A 16,033-nucleotide genomic window follows, 5' to 3' on the forward strand; every position below is an offset into this window, starting at 1 on the left:
TTGCGCTCCGATGCATGCCCCGAAGATACGGCAAAGTGGGAGGCGTGCCTCTTACCCGTCCCGCCCTCCCGCAGCGGCGCCCCGGCCGGCTAGCGCCGCTTTTGCCCGGCCTGCTCGCCTGCACCGCCGCCGTCGCCGTCGCCCTTGCCGTCCACCTGCTGTTGCCCTCGTTGCCTGCCATGACGGTGGCAGTCGTGCTGGGGCTGCTGGCCGCGAACCTGCCGGGCGCCTCCGGCTGGACCGCCGGATCCGGCCGGCCCGGGCTCGACTTTGCCGGCAAGCACCTGATGCGCAGCGGCATCGTGGTGCTGGGACTCAAGGTCAGCGTGATGGATGTGCTGGGCCTGGGCTGGCCGGCGCTGCTGCTGATCACCGGGGTGGTACTGGCCGCCTTCGCCGGCACCTACGGCATCGGCCGGCTGTTCCGGCTGCCGCCGCAGGTGCCCCTGTTGATCGCGACCGGGTTTGCCATCTGCGGCGCCTCCGCGATCGGCGCGATGGCCGCCGTGCGCCGCATCCGGCAGCCCGACACGGTGCTGCCGATCGCGCTGGTCACGCTCTGCGGCACGCTGGCCATCGGCGTCCTGCCGCTCCTGATCGGACCGCTGGGCCTGGGCCCGGAAACTTTCGGGGCCTGGACGGGCGCCTCTGTGCACGACGTCGGCCAGGTGGTCGCCACCGCCCAGACCGCGGGCGCGTCGGCGCTCGCCGTCGCCGTCATCGTCAAACTCACGCGTGTACTGCTGCTCGCGCCCATGGTCGCCGCAGCAGGGATCCACCACCGGATCGGGTCCGACGACGGCGGGAAGCTCCCGCCGGTCGTCCCTCTGTTCGTGCTGGGGTTCATCGCCATGGCGGCTCTGCGCTCCAGTGGCTGGCTCTCCCCCGAAGTTCTTGGGGCGGCCGCATTGCTGCAGGATGTGCTGCTGGGCATGGCGTTGTTCGGGCTGGGCTCGGCCGTCCGGGTGCGGCACCTGCTGCGGACCGGGACCCGTGCCCTGCTGGCCGCCCTGGCGTCGTGGCTGCTGATCGCCGCGCTGGGCCTCGCCGCCGCCGTCATCCTCATCCCTGGCCGCTGAATCCGGCGCCTGACAGGGCCAAACAGGGCCTGAAGACAGCTGTACCGCGGTACCGGTCGTGATTAGATAGCGGAGTGTCGAACCAGAACCTGCGCCGTGACGAAGCGGCCGCCCGCTCAGCCCTGATCACCACCCACAGCTACGATGTGTCCCTTGACGTCCGGCAGGCCGCCGACGCCAAGGTCGCGGGCTACACCAGCCGAAGCGTGATCACCTTCTCCGCCAGCGAACCCGGCACCTCCACCTTCCTGGACTTCATCGGCAGCAGCGTGCACAGCGTCTTCCTCAACGGCAAGGGCCTGCCGCTGGAGGAGGTGGTGGACGGTTCCCGGATCCGGCTGGACGATCTTCAGGCCGAAAACCAAGTCGCGGTCACCGGCACCGCCCTGTTCAGCACCTCCGGCGAGGGCATGCACCGGTTCTTCGATCCGGCGGACGGCCAGTGCTACCTCTACACCCAATACGAACCCGCCGACGCGCGGCGCGTGTTCGCGAACTTCGAGCAGCCGGACCTCAAGGCCGAGTTCACCTTCCACGTGATGGCCCCGTCCGGGTGGCAGGTCTCCTCGAACGGCGTCGAAACCCTCCGCACCCAGCTGACCAGCGATCCGGCGACCAGCCGCTGGGACTTCGCCCCCACCAAGCCGATGTCGACCTACATCACCACGGTGCTGGCCGGACCCTATTTCAAGGCCGAAGACGCCTGGCACGGGACCCTCGCGGACGGGACCCAGCTGGACGTGCCGCTGGCCCTCTACTGCCGTGCCTCGATGGCGCCGTCATTTGACGCAGCGGAACTCTTCCGGCTCACCAGGAACGGCCTGGACTTCTTCAACGAACTCTTCGACTACCCGTATCCGTGGGGGAAGTACGAGCAGGCCTTCGTGCCCGAGTACAACCTCGGCGCGATGGAGAACCCCGGCCTCGTGACGTTCACGGAGAGCTACGTCTTCACCTCCCGGGCGGCCGACTCGCAGTACCAGGGCCGCGCCAACACACTGCTGCACGAGATGGCGCACATGTGGTTCGGGGACCTCGTCACGATGCGGTGGTGGGACGATCTGTGGCTGAAGGAATCCTTCGCGGACTACATGGGAACCCTCGGCGTGGACCGCACGACGGACTGGGAGACCGCCTGGGTGAACTTCGCCAACAACCGCAAGGCCTGGGCCTACGTCCAGGACCAGCTGCCCACCACGCACCCGATTGTCGCGGACATCCCGGACCTTGAAGCCGCCAAGCAGAACTTCGACGGCATCACCTACGCCAAAGGCGCCTCGGTGCTCAAGCAACTCGTCGCCTATGTGGGCTTCGACGCGTTCATCGCCGGCTCCCGCCAGTACTTCCGTGACCACGCCTACGGCAACACCACGCTGGAGGACCTGCTGGCCGCGCTCAGTGCCGCCTCCGGCCGGGATCTCGGCACCTGGGCACGGCAGTGGCTGCAGACGTCCGGCATTTCCACCCTCAGCTCCGAGATCGAGGAGCACGACGGCGTCCTGGGCACCGCGTCCCTGCTGCAGCACGCCGTAGATCCGATCACCGGCCGGCAGGAGCCGCGGCCGCACCGGCTGCGGATCGGCCTCTACAATCACGACGCCACCGGCGCGCTGGTCCGCACCGAGAGCGTGGAGACCGACGTCGACGGCGAACGCACCCTGGTGGGCCAGCTCGCCGGCAAGGCACGCCCGGCGCTGCTGCTGGTCAATGACGAGGACCTCAGTTACGCCAAGGTCCGGCTGGATCCGCACTCCGAGGCCACGGTGCGCAGCTCGCTGGGAACGATCAGCGATCCGATGGCACGGGCCCTGTGCTGGACCGCGCTGTGGGACTCCGCCCGGGACGCCGTGACCCCGGCGGCCAGCTACGTGGAGGCGGTACAACGCTTCGGCCCCGCCGAGTCAGGCATCGGCGTGCTGCTGAATGTCCTGGGCAACGCCGGGACCGCAATCGAACGCTACGTCCCTGCGGACCGGCGGGGCGCCGTCCGCAGCGGATTCCTCGCCACGGCCGCCGCCGAACTCGAGGGTGCTGCTCCCGGTTCGGACCAGCAGCTGGCCTGGGCGCGCACGCTTGCCGCCACGAGCCGCTTCGACGCCGGGCGCCTGGAGCTGGTCCGCGGCCTGCTGGACGGCAGCACCGTCATCGAGGGCCTCTCGGTCGACGCGGAGCTCCGCTGGAACCTCTGGCACGCCCTCGCGGCCCACGGCCAGGCCGCCCCCGCCGAGCTGGACGCCGAACTGGCCCGCGACAACACCGCCTCGGGCAAGTCCGGGCACGCCACAGCCCTTGCGGCGCGGCCCGATCCTGCGGTCAAAGATGCCGCCTGGGACGCCGCCGTGCACGGCACCGCACTGTCGAACCAGCTGCTCAGCGCCACCATCACGGGATTCAACACCGCGCCGGCCGCCCTGCTGGCCGGCTACGTCGAACCCTACTTCGAGTGCCTCGAGCGGGTCTGGGCGGGCCGGAGCATCGAGATCGCCAGCCGGATCGTCCGCGGTCTGTACCCCGCAGGCCAGGACCTGGCCCAGGACAGCGGGCAGGCGCAGGCTCCCGAGGAGCACCCGGTGATTGTCCGCACGGATAAGTGGCTCGCCGAACATCCGGACGCAGCCCGCGCGCTGCGACGGATCATCATCGAACAGCGCAGCCAATTGTTGCGGGCGCTCACGGCACAGGCCGCCGGCTAGGACCCAGATCGACTGAAACCCAGTTCGACTGCTCCCCACCGGCTCCCTAGCCTCGCAAGCTCGGCCAGGGAACCCTGCCGGCGTGGGCCCAACCGCCCTTTGAGGGGTCAACAGGCCGGTGGGGAGCAGTCGATGGGACGGATGCAGCTACGGGACCCGGTGCAGCCACTCCGTGGTGCCGAACTTGGTCTCGACCCGCTGCCGGGCCGCCTCGAGCTCGGTCTCGGTCAGTTCCGCGGGCGTCGCCGCGTACCGCTCGGTGAAGACTTCCATCATGGCGGCGACAATCTCCGCACGGGCCAGGCCGGTCTGCCGACGGAGCGGGTCGACGCGCTTCTTGGCGCTCGTGGTGCCCTTGTCCGAGAGTTTCTCCTTGCCGATCCGCAGCACCTCGACCATCTTGTCGGCGTCGATGTCGTAGCTCATGGTGACGTGGTGCAGCATTCCGCCGTTGGCGAGCCGCTTTTGCGCGGCACCGCCGATCTTGCCCTGGTCGGTGGCGATGTCGTTCAGCGGCACGTAGAACGCGCTGATGCCGACCTTCTCCAGCGCCGCCATGACCCATGCATCCAGGAATCCGTAGGAATCGGCGAAGCTGATGCCGTCGACGAGGGTTTGCGGCAGGTAGAGGGAGTAGGTGATGCAGTTGCCCGCCTCCATGAACATGGCTCCCCCGCCGCTGATCCGGCGGACCACACTGATGCCGTGCCGGCTGACGCCGTCGGGGTGGACTTCGTTGCGGACGGACTGGAAGCTGCCGATCACCACCGAGGGTTCCTCCCAGTCCCAAAAACGCAGTGTCGGGTTGCGGCGGCCGGCACCGACTTCCTCGGTGAGGACCTCGTCCAGCGCCACGTTCACGTGGGTGGGAAGCACGGAAGGGCCGATGATGTTCCAGTGGTGGTCGCCCCAGCCGGTGGCCTTGGCCAGTGCCCGGCGGACCGCGATCGCGACCGACTCGGCGGAGAAACCGAAAAGCACGGCGTCCTCGGGCAACGCGGCCGTCACGGCGGCGGCAAGGTCGGCTGCACTGGCATCCTCGGGCAGGCCGGTGAGGCTGCGGTTGATCTCCAGGAGCGCCTCGTCGGGTTCGAGGAAGAAATCGCCGCTGATCGAGACGTGCGCCAGGACGCCGTCGACGACGTCGAGGTCGGCCACCACGAGTTTGCCGCCGGGCACCTTGTACTCGCCGTGGCGGCGGCCGCCGTCGTCGGTCGTTGACGCCGCAGAGGAAGGAAGGGATGTCATACCGTCAATCCTGCCCCACGGCCTGCCCAAAGCGAAGCCGGCCGAACCGGGTGCCGCCGGGACGCAAAAAGCCCGCACCGTCGCCGGTGCGGGCTTTTCCAAAAGACCTTGGGAGCAGAAAGTTACTTCTTGCCGCCGAAGCCCTTGAAGCGAGCGTTGAAGCGCTCGACGCGGCCTGCAGAGTCCATGATGCGCTGCTTGCCCGTGTAGAACGGGTGGGACTCGGAGGAGATTTCGACGTCGATGACCGGGTAGGTGTTTCCGTCTTCCCACTCGATGGTCTTCGAGGAAGACACGGTGGACTTGGTCAGGAACTTGACGCCGGAAGCCAGGTCGTTGAAAACAACAGCTTCGTACTTCGGGTGGATATCAGACTGCATAATTGGACCTTTGTTCGCGCAACTGGATTTTGCCAGCTGCCAGGTATGAGTGGGATAGCTACGCGGCGCCCAAAGGCGCAGCACGGCCAGCTACCAATAATAGCCCAGATCCCGGGACTGGACGAACCGGCCGGCGGTGCGCTTGCGGAGGTGTCAGCCGCGGGGCCGCAGTTCCCAGAACGCGACGGCGGACGCTGCGGCGACATTCAGCGAATCGACGCCGGGGCGCATCGGGATTTTCACGGCGAGGTCCACGGCGGCCAGGGTTTCTGCGCTTATTCCGGCGCCTTCGGTGCCGAGCACCAGGGCAAGCCGTTCGGGGTTGCGGGCGGCGAGCTCGTCGACGTCCACCGCGTCCGGGGTCAGCTCCATGGCGGCGACGAGGAAGCCGTGTTCCTTCAGCACCGTCAACTCCCCCGGCCACTCGTCGAGCCGTGCCCACGGCACCTGGAAGACCGTGCCCATGCTGACGCGCACGCTGCGCCGGTAGAGCGGGTCGCCACAGCGCGGTGACACCAGCACGGCGTCGAGCCCGAGTGCGGCCGCGGAGCGGAAGATGGCGCCAACGTTGGTATGGTCCACGATGTCCTCGAGTACCGCGATCCGGCGCGCACCGGCGAGCAGTTCGGGCAGCGGTACGGGTGCCGGACGGTGCATGGCTGCCATCGCGCCGCGGTGCAGGTGGAAGCCGGTGATTTCTTCCAACAGCGCGGCGGAGCCAATGTAGGCCGGGACGTCCGGGTATTGCTCAAAGACGTCGGCGAGGTCCTGGAGCCATTTCTCCGCCAGGAAGAAGGAGCGGGGTCTGTGGCCTGCGGCGAGGGCGCGGCGCAATACGCGGGAGGACTCGGCAATGTACATGCCCTCGGCGGGCTCGCGGAGTTTGCGCAGGTGGACGTCGGTCAGCTGGGTGTAGTCGGAGACCCGGGGGTCGTCCGCGGAGTCGAGGTAATGGAAGGTCACCGGGCGGTCAATTCAGCAACTTGGCAAGCATGAAGCCCAGGGCCACGGTTCCCAGGACGAAGATCACGCCGCGCAGCACCGGCGGGGAGAGGCGGCGTCCCACCTTGGAGCCGACCAGGCCGCCGATCAGCGAACTGACGGCGATCAGGCCGACCGCGGTCCAGCTGACCCGGTCGAACGCGAAGATCAGGTATGAGATGGCCGCGACAATATTCACCCCGAGCACCAGGATGTTCTTCATGGCGTTGGCGTTCTGCATGGTTCCGGCCATGAACACCCCGAGGATCCCCACCAGCAGGATGCCCTGGGCCGCGACGAAGTAGCCGCCGTAGACGCCGGCGAGGTAGACCAGCACCACGAGGAGGAGCCCGTGCTGCTTGTCACGGATCGCGTGTTCCGGGTTCTGTTCCCGGTTCTGCACCCAGCGCTGGAGCCGGGGCTGGAACACCACCATCAGCAGGGCGAGCACAATCAGGGCCGGAGCCGCGTACTGGAACACCTTCTCGGGCAGGTGCAGGAGCAGGTAGGCGCCGGTGATGCCGCCCAGCAGCGAGGCGGGCAACAGCTTGAGGAGCTGGCGTCCCCGCCCGCCAAGTTCCTTGCGGTAGCCCCAGGCGCCGGCCGCGTTGCCGGCCACCAGGCCCATGGCGTTGCTGATGGAGGCGGTCACCGGGGCGAAACCGAGGGCGATCAGCACCGGGAAAGTCACCAGGGTGCCCGAGCCCACCACACTGTTGATGGTGCCCGCCCAGAGGCCGGCGAAGAAAATGAAGACGCTACTGAGGAACTCCACGCGCTGTCAGTGGCCCTTTCAGCGGCGGGCGGTGGCGGTGTAACGGCCCCCGGAGACGGTGACGTCGAGGTCTACGCCAAAGGTCTTGCTGAGGTTGTCCGCGGTCAGCACCTCGGTCAGCGGCCCGGAGGCGACGACGCCGCCGTCGCGCATCAACAAGGCATGGGTGAAGCCCGGCGGGACCTCTTCGAGATGGTGGGTGACCAGGACAATGGCGGGGGCTGCCTCGTCGCGGGCCAGCTCGCTGAGCCGGTGGACCAGGTCCTCCCGGCCGCCCAGGTCGAGGCCGGCGGCGGGTTCGTCGAGCAGCAGGAGCTCGGGATCCGTCATCAGCGCGCGGGCGATCTGCACCCGCTTGCGTTCCCCCTCGGAGAGCGAAGCGAAGGGCCGGTTGAGCAGCGGGCCCATCCCCCATTCGTTGAGCAGGGCGAAGGCTCGACGTTCGTCGTCTTTCTCATAGCCTTCGCGCCAGCGGCCGGTGACCCCGTACGCGGCGGTCACGACGACGTTGAGCACCTTTTCGTGCTCGGGGATCTGGTTGGCGAGGGCGGCGGAGGACAGGCCAATCCGCGGCCGGAGTTCGAAAACGTCCACGGCGCCGAGGATCTCTTCGAGGATCCCGGCCATGCCGCTCGTGGGGTGCAGGCGGGCTGCTGCCACCTGCAGCAAAGTGGTCTTGCCGGCGCCGTTGGGGCCCAGGATCACCCAACGCTCGCCTTCCTTGACCTGCCAGTCAACCTTGTCCAGGAGCGTCTTCGCCCCACGCACAACGCTGACGGCGGCCAATTCAAGAACATCACTCATAGGAGTAGACACTAGGACAAAAAAGCGGACTACTGATAACCGGGGCGTGGGTCCGGCGGAAGCGCCGCCAGCCCGCGTCACCGCGGCGAAACGAATTCCGGCCGGCTCCCGTGCGCTCGCTAGGATTGAGCCCATGAGTTCGAACGTGACCGCGGTCAGCTACGGCGTCAATTTGTCCCTTCCCGAAGTCGAGCAGTTGCGCCGCTCGCTGGCCGACGCCGGGTTGGCCATCGGTACCGAAACCACCACCGGCGACGGACGGTTCTCCGTCTACGCCGCCGACTGCACCCTGCCCCTCCCCCTGACCGAGGCCGGGCTGGCCGGCATCCGGCAAAGCGTAGCCGCGGCCGGCATCGAGGGCATCAACACGGCGGTCGTTCCCGCAGCCCTGCGGGAGGCTCCCCGAAAGTTCTTGATCATGGACGTGGACTCCACCCTTATCCGGCAGGAGGTCATTGAGCTGCTGGCGGCCTATGCGGGCAAGCGGGAGGAAGTGACAGCCGTGACCGAGGCTGCCATGCGCGGCGAACTGGACTTCGCCCAGAGCCTGCACGCCCGGGTGGCTGTGCTCGCCGGGCTGCCCGCCGACGTCGTCGATTCCGTCCGCGCCGAGGTGACCCTGAGCGACGGCGCCGCTGAACTGGTGGCGGCCTTCAAAGCGGCCGGACATGCGGTGGCCGTGGTCTCGGGCGGCTTCAACCAGATCCTGCGGCCGATTGCCGAGGGCCTGGGGCTGGACTACTGGATCGCCAACGAGCTGGAGATCGTCGACGGCGCACTGACCGGCAAGGTGCTGGGCGACGTGGTGGACCGCGCCGCGAAGGAAAAGTACCTGCGCGAGTGGGCCGCCGCGGAGGGCATCCCGATGGAACACACCATCGCGGTGGGCGACGGCGCCAATGACCTGGACATGCTTGGCGCCGCGGGCATCGGAGTAGCGTTCAACGCCAAGCCGGCCGTCCGCGCGGTCGCCGACGCCGCCGTGGACATGCCGTATCTCGACGCAGTCCGGCACATCGCCGGGGTGTGAGGCCCGCTAACGCGAGATGACACTTGACGGCAGTGTCCGTGAGGAACACTGCCGCCAAGTGTCATCTCGGTGGCGGCTAGTTGGTGCCGGCGCCGCTTGACTTGTCTGACTTGTCGAAGTAATCGGCGCCGCCGACGTATTCGGTGTGGCCTGTCTCGACGTCGGCGGTGGCCATCTTGGCGACCTCGGCAGCGAATTCCTTGACCGAGTAGAGCTTGCCGGCCTCGGCGCGGCGGGCCTCGATCGCGCCCGGGTTGGAGCGGTCCAGCAGCGTGGCGGTGACGGTGCCTTCAATCATGTCGCCGGAGACCACGACCAGCGAGATGCCCTTGTCGGCCAGGCTCGGAACGAATTCCCGGAGGGCGTCCTCGCCGGCGCGCTTGCTGCGGGCGACCGGTTCGTATTCGGGCATGGTGGGCACGGTTTCGATGAAATGCGCCTGGTGGCTGGTCACGAAGACCACGCGCGAGCCCTCCGACATCAGCGGGACGGCAGCATTGAGCATGTTCACCTGGGCGTCACGGTTCAGCTTGAGCGCGTAACCTTCTTCCATGCCGGACTCCATGCCGCCGGAAGCGTTCAGGACCAGGAGATCCAGTGAGCCGAAGTTCTCCATTGCGGCGCTGGCGAGGGCCTGGACGCCTTCCTGCGTGGTCAGGTCCGCGCCCACGGCTGCGGCCCGGCCGCCCGCGGCCTCGATCTCGGCGACAACCTTGTTGGCGCGCGGCGCCTTCTGGCGGTAGTTGACGACGACGGCGGCACCCTCGGCGGCGAGGAATTTAGCCACCTCCGCGCCGATGCCACGCGATGAACCGGTCACGATTGCGGTCTTGTTGTCCAGCAGTCCCATTCGAGCTCCTTTGTTCCAAACATCCAAATACGTTGGGGTCTGTTGTCCATCATGCCAGCGGGCCACAGCATTTCGGTTGTCCGGGATCAACAAAGAAGCCGCGCGGGCCTAGTTCGGGTGGGCTGCCGGGAAGTGGTGCGCGGTGCGGGCGGGGGGCATGCCCGGGCGCTGTTGCGGCAGGCCTCAGGGGCGTAGGCTCGCGCCCATGGGCAGGCGCGGCAAGGACTCGACGCCGGAAGAGGTTTTCAGCGGATCGCCGCGCGGCCTGGAGCTGTGCCGGGCGGTGGAACGCCTCCTCCAGGAGTCCGTCCCGCCCGGAGAGGCGCCTCCCGCGGCTACTCTGGCCGGAACTGCGCCGGCCGGGATCAGGGCTACCACCAGTCAGGTTGCCTTCAGCGGGCGCCGCCGCGACTTTGCCTACGTGTGGTGGCCCGGGCGCTATGTCCGATCCGAGGTCCCGGCCGTACTGTCGATTGCCCTCCACGAACGCCTCGACTCGCCGCGGTTCAAGTCCGTGGTGCAGACTTCACCGGGCCTGTGGATGCACCATCTGGAGCTCAATTCCGAGGCGGACCTTGACGCCGAGGTCGCGGGATGGCTGCTGCGGGCCCGGGACGAAGCTGGATGACCAACTTGCCCGGGCCCGGCCGGATCAGCTTCGGTCGATCCTGATCTTCTTGGTCGGCTCGCCGGGCGCCGCTACCGGGGCCGGCGCCCGCACTTCAAGGACGCCGTCCTTGTAGGTAGCCGTAATGTCCTCTTCTTTGGCGCCGGCCGGCAGCGCGATGCTGCGCATGAAGGAGCCATAGCGGAACTCCGAGCGGTAGCCTGTCTTGCTCTTTTGCTCGGACTTCTCCTCGCGCTCGGCCCGGATATGCAGCATGCCCTCGCTGACCGACACGTCGACGTCTTTGTCGGGATCGATGCCGGGAACCTCCGCCCGCACCACCAGGGTGTTACCGTCCTGGAACTGCTCGACCTTGATGGTCGACGCCATCGTCAGGTCGCCGTCGAGGAAGCGGCGGACAGGCTCCAACATGTCCGAAGGCGCCCACTTGCTGAGATCAGCCATAATAATCCTCCTGGATCCACGCCCGTGCCTTGGCGGTCAGGGGCTGTGGCTCCAGTACACGCCCCCGGCGGGGGCGCCGCATAGGGCCAAAGGCCCGGCGGCTAGTGGCCCATTCCGAGGCCGCCGTCGACCGGGATCACCGCGCCGGAGATGTAGGCGGCCTCGTCACTGGCGATCCAGCGCACGACGTCGGCGACCTCCGAGGCTTCGGCGAATCGGCCGGCAGGAACCTTGGACAGGTAGTCCTTCTGCGTCGCTTCGGGCAGCTCGGCCGTCATGTCCGTGTTGATGAAGCCCGGCGCGACCACGTTGGCAGTAATTCCGCGTGCCCCGAGCTCGCGGGTAAGCGAGCGGGCGATACCGACGAGACCGGCCTTGGACGCCGAGTAGTTGATCTGGCCCGGGGCCCCGTACAGGCCTGAGACGGAGGAGATGAGCACCACGCGGCCTTTGCGTGCCCGGATCATGCCCTTGGAGGCGCGCTTGATGACCCTAAAGGCACCGGTGAGATTTGTGTCGATCACCGAGGTGAAATCGTCCTCGCTCATCCGCATCAAAAGCGTGTCCTTGGTGATGCCGGCGTTGGCCACGAGGACCTCCACCGGGCCGTGGGCTGCCTCGACCTCGGTGAACGCCGCGTCCACGGAGGCCTCGTCGGTGACGTCCGCCTTGACGCCCAGGATGCCTTCCGGGAGCTTGGCCTCGCTGCGGTAGGTGACCGCCACCTTGTCGCCATTCGCGATGAAGGATTCGGCGATGGCCAGGCCGATACCCCGGTTGCCGCCGGTGATTAGGACGCTGCGGCCGGTGGAGGTTGCTTCAGACATATTGGGCTCCGGGTTTCTGCGGCTCACTGGGACCGCGTCGGGGGGCTGGATTTTCCTGCCTCCGATCTTAGCCTCCGGCGCACCGTCCCAGCCGCGCGGCAGTCAGCTGTTTGGGCGCCCCAGCCGATGGTGAGAGAATCGAAGGAAGCCTATGGAGCGTGATCTGACAGCCGTGACAAACAAGAACCGACCCGGTGAACGGACGTCCGGGGAGGACTCCGGCGACACCGAGGTCCACAGCATCACCGACGCCGCCACGGCGCACTCTGAAGAGATGCGTGAGCGGATGATCAAGTATGCCGTGGCGATGGGCATTCGTATGGTCTGCCTGGTCCTGGTGTTCGTGGTGGACGGCTGGTTCAAGATCCTCCCTGTCATCGGAGCCGTGTTCCTGCCGTGGTTCGCCGTGGTTATCGCCAACGGCAGTGACCACGCCGAAGTGCACAGCGAATCGTTGATCGACTACGTGCCGATGGCCGAACTGGACGCGCCGCGCTCCGAAGAATCGCCGCACCAGGGGCAGGCGGCAGCGGACGACCCGCCCATAACCCTGCTCCAGGGTGAGCTGATTGACGACGACGAAGACCACGGACGGGCAGCTTCATGAACATCTTTGACCTGGCAGGCCCCACGGCCGAGCCTGCCACCGCGCTGTGTTCACGCAAGGCGTGCCGCGCCGGCGCCCGGTGGCAGCTGCTGTGGAACAACCCCAAGATCCACACGCCGGAGCGGCGGAAGATCTGGCTCGCCTGCCCGGAGCACCGCGACTGGCTGGAGGACTACCTGCAAACGCGGGGGCTGTGGAAGGAAACTCTTCCGCTGGACGGCGGCGAAGCCGCGGAGACGGCAGCCGACGGCGCGCCGTCGTCGATCGGTCAGGGCGGGGACGCCTGAATGTACCGTTTCCTCTTCTCCAGCAAGTGGCTGGGCTATCTGCTGCTGGCCGCAATCTTCGCTACCGCCTGCGTGCTCCTGGGCCGCTGGCAGATGGACCGCCGGGCGGAAACCCTCGCGGAAATCAACCGCGTCGTCTCCAACTATTCGGCCACTCCGATCCCCTTTGCCGACGCCCGGGACCAGTTCGTCAAGCTCGACGCCGACCGCGAGTGGACGCAGGTGGAGCTGCACGGCCGCTACGACGTCGGAGGGCAGCGGATTGTCCGCAACCGTCCCCTCAACGGCCAACCCGGCTACGAGGTGGTGGTCCCCTTCAAGCTGGACTCCGGCGACACGGTCGTGATTGACCGCGGCTGGCTCCCCATCGGCAACAAGACCCCCGGCAGCCCGGACTCGGTGCCTGCGCCGCCCACGGGAAACGTCACGGTGGTTGCCCGGCTCAAGCATTCCGAACCCGAACTCCAGCGCGGTGCCCCGGACGGGCAGCTCGCGTCCATCGACCTCCCGGCCTACGCCTCCCAGCTTGGCTACCCCCTCCTCACCGGCGCCTACGGCCAACTCGCCTCGGAAACTCCTCCGGTAGCGGACATGCCCGTCGGCTTCCCCAAGCCCTCCACCGACGAGGGCACGCACCTGTCCTACTCGCTGCAGTGGTTCGCCTTCGGTGTCTTGATGTTCGTCGGTTTCGGCTACGCGGCGCGCCAGCAGGCGCGGAACGCAGCCATCGATGCTGAGGACGCGGAAGAACGGGCGGCCGAAGACGGGTACCTGCACGCGAGCAACCCGGGCCCCCGCCGTCGTCCAGTCCCCCGGAAGCGGAAGACCGCCACCGCGGAGGAAGAGGAAGACGCCATCCTGGACGCCCAAGGATTCTGAGGGAGCGCTGAGTGGACTCCGACGCCGTAGCGAACGTCCGCCGCGCCCTGCACGCGGCAGGAGCCGCGGATACCGTGGCCGTCTTCGCCTCCGCCGTGCCCACCGCGGCAGCGGCGGCCGACACGCTGGGCTGCGACGTCGCGGCGATCGCCAACAGCCTGGTGTTCGAACTCGACGGCGCTCCCCTGCTGATCCTGGCCAGCGGTGCCGCCAAGGTGGACGTCCGCAAGGTGGCAGCCCGCCTGGGGTTAGGGAAGATCCGCCGCGCGGACCCCGACTTCGTCCTGCTCCACACCGGCCAGCGAGTCGGCGGAGTGGCACCGGTCGGCCACCCCAACAAGATCAGGACCCTCCTGGACGAATCCCTGAAAAGCCACGAATTGCTCTGGGCCGGCGCCGGGGACCACAACGCAATGTTTTCGATCACCTACCAAGAACTCCACCGCATCACCAACGCAGAAGTAATGCCCGTCCGCTAGCCCGAAAAGTTGACGCCCACGCAAGCGCCGAACGGGAACACCAGAAGCGCATGGTGACATCCCCACTAGCGCCGAACGCGGTCAATTTGCGTAGCGTGCGTCTAAGCGAGGGACGAGCGAGCACGCGGCAAATTGAGCGAGTGAGGCGCGGAGGTGACCAGAATCCAAGCCGCGAAGGTGACCTGAGGGCTGACCGCCTACGCCAGCGTGATCAAATCGAGGTAGTCCTCGTTCCAAAGGTCCTCGACACCGTCGGGCAGCAGCACGACGCGCTCGGGGTTAAGCGCCTCGACAGCTCCTTCGTCGTGGCTTACCAGCACAACCGCGCCGGTGTAGTTGCGCAGCGCGCCAAGGATCTCGGAGCGGCTCGCCGGGTCGAGGTTGTTGGTCGGTTCGTCGAGGAGCAACACGTTTGCGCTCGATGCCACGATGGTGGCCAGCGCGAGGCGGGTCTTCTCGCCGCCGGAGAGCACGCCGGCGGGCTTGTCGACGTCGTCGCCGGAGAACAGGAACGAACCCAGGATGCCGCGCACCTCGGAATCGTTCATGTCCGGCGCGGCCGAGCGCATGTTCTGCAAGACGGTACGGTCGACGTCGAGCGTCTCATGCTCCTGGGCGTAGTAGCCGACCTTCAGGCCGTGGCCGGGGATGACTTCGCCGGTGTCGGGCTTGTCCACGCCGGCGAGCATGCGCAGCAGGGTGGTCTTGCCGGCGCCGTTGAGGCCCAGGATGACCACCTTGGAGCCGCGGTCGATGGCAAGGTCGACGTCGGTGAAGATTTCCAGCGAGCCGTAGGACTTGCTGAGGCCGTCGGCGGTGAGCGGGGTCTTGCCACACGGCGAGGGATCCGGGAAGCGCAGGGCGGCCACGCGGTCGTTCTCGCGAACCGCCTCGAGGCCGCCGAGCAGCCGTTCGGCGCGCTTGGCCATGTTCTGCGCGGCGACAGCCTTGGTGGCCTTGGCGCGCATCTTGTTGGCCTGGTCCATCAGGACCTGGGCCTTCTTTTCGGCGTTGGCGCGTTCGCGCTTGCGTGCCCGCTCGTCGGTTTCGCGCTGGGTCAGGTAGCGCTTCCAGTCCATGTTGTAGAAGTCGATCTGGGCGCGGTTGGCGTCCAGCAGGAAGACCTTGTTCACCGTGGCTTCAAGCAGCTCGGTGTCGTGGCTGATCACGATCAGGCCGCCCTGGTGGTTCTTGAGGAACTCCCGGAGCCAGGCGATGGAATCGGCGTCGAGGTGGTTGGTGGGTTCGTCGAGCAGCATCGTCTCGGCGTCGGAGTACAGGATTCGGGCCAGCTCCACGCGGCGGCGCTGGCCGCCGGAGAGGGTCTTGAGCGGCTGGTTGAGCAGCCGGTCCGGCAGGGCGAGGTTCGAGCAGATCGCTGCGGCCTCAGCCTCGGCCGCGTAGCCGCCGGCGGCCAGGAACTCCGATTCCAGCCGGTCGTAGCGGTTCATGGCCTTGCGCTGGACGTTGGCGTCCTCGCTGGCCATCTCCTCGTGTGCCACGCGGAGCTTGCCGACGGCGATGTCGAGGCCGCGGGCGGACAGGATGCGGTCCCGGGCCAGCTGCTCCATGTCCGGCGTGCGCGGATCCTGCGGAAGGTAGCCGATCTCGCCGCTGCGGGTGACCTTCCCGGCGGCGGGCAGGCCCTCACCGGCCAGGACGCGGGTCAGCGTGGTCTTGCCTGCACCGTTACGGCCGACGAGGCCGATCTTGTCTCCCTTGTCGATCCGGAAGCTCACCTGGTCCATAAGCAGACGGGCGCCGGCGCGCAGTTCGAGATCCTGGACGGTAATCAATGCAGCTAAGGCCTTTCACAACAGGGAACGCCGCGGCACAACGGATGGCATCTGGACGGGGCCGGGGCAGTGTGGCCGAGAGAACGGCCTCTACCAGTCTACCGGCACCTCCTCCGCCGGGTGACATCGGGGAACGCGGCGGACGACGGCGGTGCGCGTCAGCCTCGGCCAGCGGCCTTTGGCGAGGTTGTCCAGCGAGGGGGCCCACGCTTAGTGGAAGGCCTACAAAATGCCGGAGTTGCCGCG

Annotated in this window: 17 protein-coding genes; 8 read left to right on the forward strand and 9 right to left on the reverse strand. The window is 67.6% G+C overall.

All coding sequences use genetic code 11. The features are described 5' to 3' along the window. The first annotated feature begins 44 nt into the window (after positions 1-44). Positions 45-1,079, forward strand: a complete 1,035-nt coding sequence (locus AC1DK9_RS06980) for a YeiH family protein (protein WP_476915430.1) — start codon at positions 45-47, stop codon at positions 1,077-1,079. A gap of 74 nt (positions 1,080-1,153) precedes the next feature. After that, positions 1,154-3,772: an aminopeptidase N gene (gene pepN, locus AC1DK9_RS06985; protein WP_476915431.1), complete on the forward strand. Its 2,619-nt coding sequence runs from the start codon at positions 1,154-1,156 to the stop codon at positions 3,770-3,772. A gap of 147 nt (positions 3,773-3,919) precedes the next feature. Here pepN and AC1DK9_RS06990 read toward each other — a convergent pair whose 3' ends face one another. From AC1DK9_RS06990 to AC1DK9_RS07010, 5 genes are all read right to left on the reverse strand, one after another. Continuing rightward, the gene (locus AC1DK9_RS06990; protein ID WP_476860712.1) at positions 3,920-5,020 is read right to left on the reverse strand and encodes a lipoate--protein ligase family protein; all 1,101 of its coding nucleotides are present in this window, start codon (positions 5,018-5,020) and stop codon (positions 3,920-3,922) included. Positions 5,021-5,142: 122 nt separating this feature from the next. After that, entirely contained in the window at positions 5,143-5,400 is a 258-nt protein-coding gene (locus tag AC1DK9_RS06995; RefSeq protein WP_056739465.1) for a type B 50S ribosomal protein L31, read from the reverse strand. A 153-nt stretch (positions 5,401-5,553) separates the two neighbouring features. Then, positions 5,554-6,363: a TrmH family RNA methyltransferase gene (locus AC1DK9_RS07000; protein WP_476915432.1), complete on the reverse strand. Its 810-nt coding sequence runs from the start codon at positions 6,361-6,363 to the stop codon at positions 5,554-5,556. 7 nt (positions 6,364-6,370) lie between these two features. Next, a complete protein-coding gene (locus AC1DK9_RS07005) occupies positions 6,371-7,156 on the reverse strand; it encodes a sulfite exporter TauE/SafE family protein (RefSeq protein ID WP_476915433.1) in 786 nt (261 codons plus the stop codon). Between the two features lie 18 nt (positions 7,157-7,174). Beyond that, positions 7,175-7,960, reverse strand: a complete 786-nt coding sequence (locus AC1DK9_RS07010; RefSeq protein ID WP_476860715.1) for an ABC transporter ATP-binding protein — start codon at positions 7,958-7,960, stop codon at positions 7,175-7,177. Between the two features lie 133 nt (positions 7,961-8,093). Here AC1DK9_RS07010 and serB point away from each other — a divergent pair, with 133 nt between their 5' ends. Continuing rightward, positions 8,094-8,990: a phosphoserine phosphatase SerB gene (gene serB, locus AC1DK9_RS07015; RefSeq protein ID WP_476860716.1), complete on the forward strand. Its 897-nt coding sequence runs from the start codon at positions 8,094-8,096 to the stop codon at positions 8,988-8,990. Between the two features lie 76 nt (positions 8,991-9,066). On the opposite strand, the gene AC1DK9_RS07020 is transcribed toward serB, so the two are convergent. Then, positions 9,067-9,840, reverse strand: coding sequence for an SDR family oxidoreductase (locus tag AC1DK9_RS07020; RefSeq protein WP_476915434.1), 774 nt, complete (start codon positions 9,838-9,840; stop codon positions 9,067-9,069). Positions 9,841-10,045: 205 nt separating this feature from the next. Between AC1DK9_RS07020 and AC1DK9_RS07025 the strand changes: the two genes are divergently transcribed. Beyond that, positions 10,046-10,468: a DUF5655 domain-containing protein gene (locus tag AC1DK9_RS07025; protein ID WP_476915435.1), complete on the forward strand. Its 423-nt coding sequence runs from the start codon at positions 10,046-10,048 to the stop codon at positions 10,466-10,468. 24 nt (positions 10,469-10,492) lie between these two features. On the opposite strand, the gene AC1DK9_RS07030 is transcribed toward AC1DK9_RS07025, so the two are convergent. Then, positions 10,493-10,912, reverse strand: coding sequence for an Hsp20/alpha crystallin family protein (locus AC1DK9_RS07030; RefSeq protein ID WP_476915436.1), 420 nt, complete (start codon positions 10,910-10,912; stop codon positions 10,493-10,495). Between the two features lie 101 nt (positions 10,913-11,013). Continuing rightward, on the reverse strand, positions 11,014-11,739 hold the full coding sequence (locus AC1DK9_RS07035) for a beta-ketoacyl-ACP reductase (protein WP_476915437.1): 726 nt from the start codon (positions 11,737-11,739) through the stop codon (positions 11,014-11,016). A gap of 151 nt (positions 11,740-11,890) precedes the next feature. Here AC1DK9_RS07035 and AC1DK9_RS07040 point away from each other — a divergent pair, with 151 nt between their 5' ends. The 4 genes from AC1DK9_RS07040 to AC1DK9_RS07055 are packed head-to-tail and all read left to right on the forward strand — an operon-like array spanning position 11,891 to position 13,991. Continuing rightward, positions 11,891-12,346, forward strand: coding sequence for a DUF3099 domain-containing protein (locus AC1DK9_RS07040; RefSeq protein WP_476915438.1), 456 nt, complete (start codon positions 11,891-11,893; stop codon positions 12,344-12,346). Next, positions 12,343-12,633, forward strand: a complete 291-nt coding sequence (locus AC1DK9_RS07045) for a hypothetical protein (RefSeq protein WP_476915439.1) — start codon at positions 12,343-12,345, stop codon at positions 12,631-12,633. Before AC1DK9_RS07040 ends, AC1DK9_RS07045 begins: the two co-directional genes overlap by 4 nt. Further along, a complete protein-coding gene (locus AC1DK9_RS07050; protein WP_476915440.1) occupies positions 12,634-13,512 on the forward strand; it encodes an SURF1 family cytochrome oxidase biogenesis protein in 879 nt (292 codons plus the stop codon). Positions 13,513-13,523: 11 nt separating this feature from the next. After that, the gene (locus AC1DK9_RS07055; RefSeq protein WP_476915441.1) at positions 13,524-13,991 is read left to right on the forward strand and encodes a YbaK/EbsC family protein; all 468 of its coding nucleotides are present in this window, start codon (positions 13,524-13,526) and stop codon (positions 13,989-13,991) included. Positions 13,992-14,188: 197 nt separating this feature from the next. On the opposite strand, the gene AC1DK9_RS07060 is transcribed toward AC1DK9_RS07055, so the two are convergent. Then, positions 14,189-15,787 carry an ABC-F family ATP-binding cassette domain-containing protein gene (locus AC1DK9_RS07060; RefSeq protein ID WP_175323337.1) on the reverse strand — a complete coding sequence of 533 codons (1,599 nt, stop codon included), beginning with the start codon at positions 15,785-15,787 and terminating at the stop codon, positions 14,189-14,191. Between the last annotated feature and the right edge of the window lie 246 nt (positions 15,788-16,033).

The sequence above is a fragment of the Arthrobacter sp. 01T414 genome (assembly GCF_056398965.1).

Excerpts from the sequence above, each read along its gene's own strand:
- AC1DK9_RS07025 (WP_476915435.1), top strand. The coding sequence starts at position 10,046 with ATGGGCAGGCGCGGCAAGGACTCGACGCCGGAAGAGGTTTTCAGCGGA.
- AC1DK9_RS07035 (WP_476915437.1), bottom strand. The coding sequence starts at position 11,739 with ATGTCTGAAGCAACCTCCACCGGCCGCAGCGTCCTAATCACCGGCGGC.
- AC1DK9_RS06990 (WP_476860712.1), bottom strand. The coding sequence starts at position 5,020 with ATGACATCCCTTCCTTCCTCTGCGGCGTCAACGACCGACGACGGCGGC.
- AC1DK9_RS07050 (WP_476915440.1), top strand. The coding sequence starts at position 12,634 with ATGTACCGTTTCCTCTTCTCCAGCAAGTGGCTGGGCTATCTGCTGCTG.
- AC1DK9_RS07020 (WP_476915434.1), bottom strand. The coding sequence starts at position 9,840 with ATGGGACTGCTGGACAACAAGACCGCAATCGTGACCGGTTCATCGCGT.
- AC1DK9_RS06995 (WP_056739465.1), bottom strand. The coding sequence starts at position 5,400 with ATGCAGTCTGATATCCACCCGAAGTACGAAGCTGTTGTTTTCAACGAC.
- AC1DK9_RS07010 (WP_476860715.1), bottom strand. The coding sequence starts at position 7,960 with ATGAGTGATGTTCTTGAATTGGCCGCCGTCAGCGTTGTGCGTGGGGCG.
- AC1DK9_RS07045 (WP_476915439.1), top strand. The coding sequence starts at position 12,343 with ATGAACATCTTTGACCTGGCAGGCCCCACGGCCGAGCCTGCCACCGCG.
- serB (WP_476860716.1), top strand. The coding sequence starts at position 8,094 with ATGAGTTCGAACGTGACCGCGGTCAGCTACGGCGTCAATTTGTCCCTT.
- AC1DK9_RS07030 (WP_476915436.1), bottom strand. The coding sequence starts at position 10,912 with ATGGCTGATCTCAGCAAGTGGGCGCCTTCGGACATGTTGGAGCCTGTC.
- AC1DK9_RS07040 (WP_476915438.1), top strand. The coding sequence starts at position 11,891 with ATGGAGCGTGATCTGACAGCCGTGACAAACAAGAACCGACCCGGTGAA.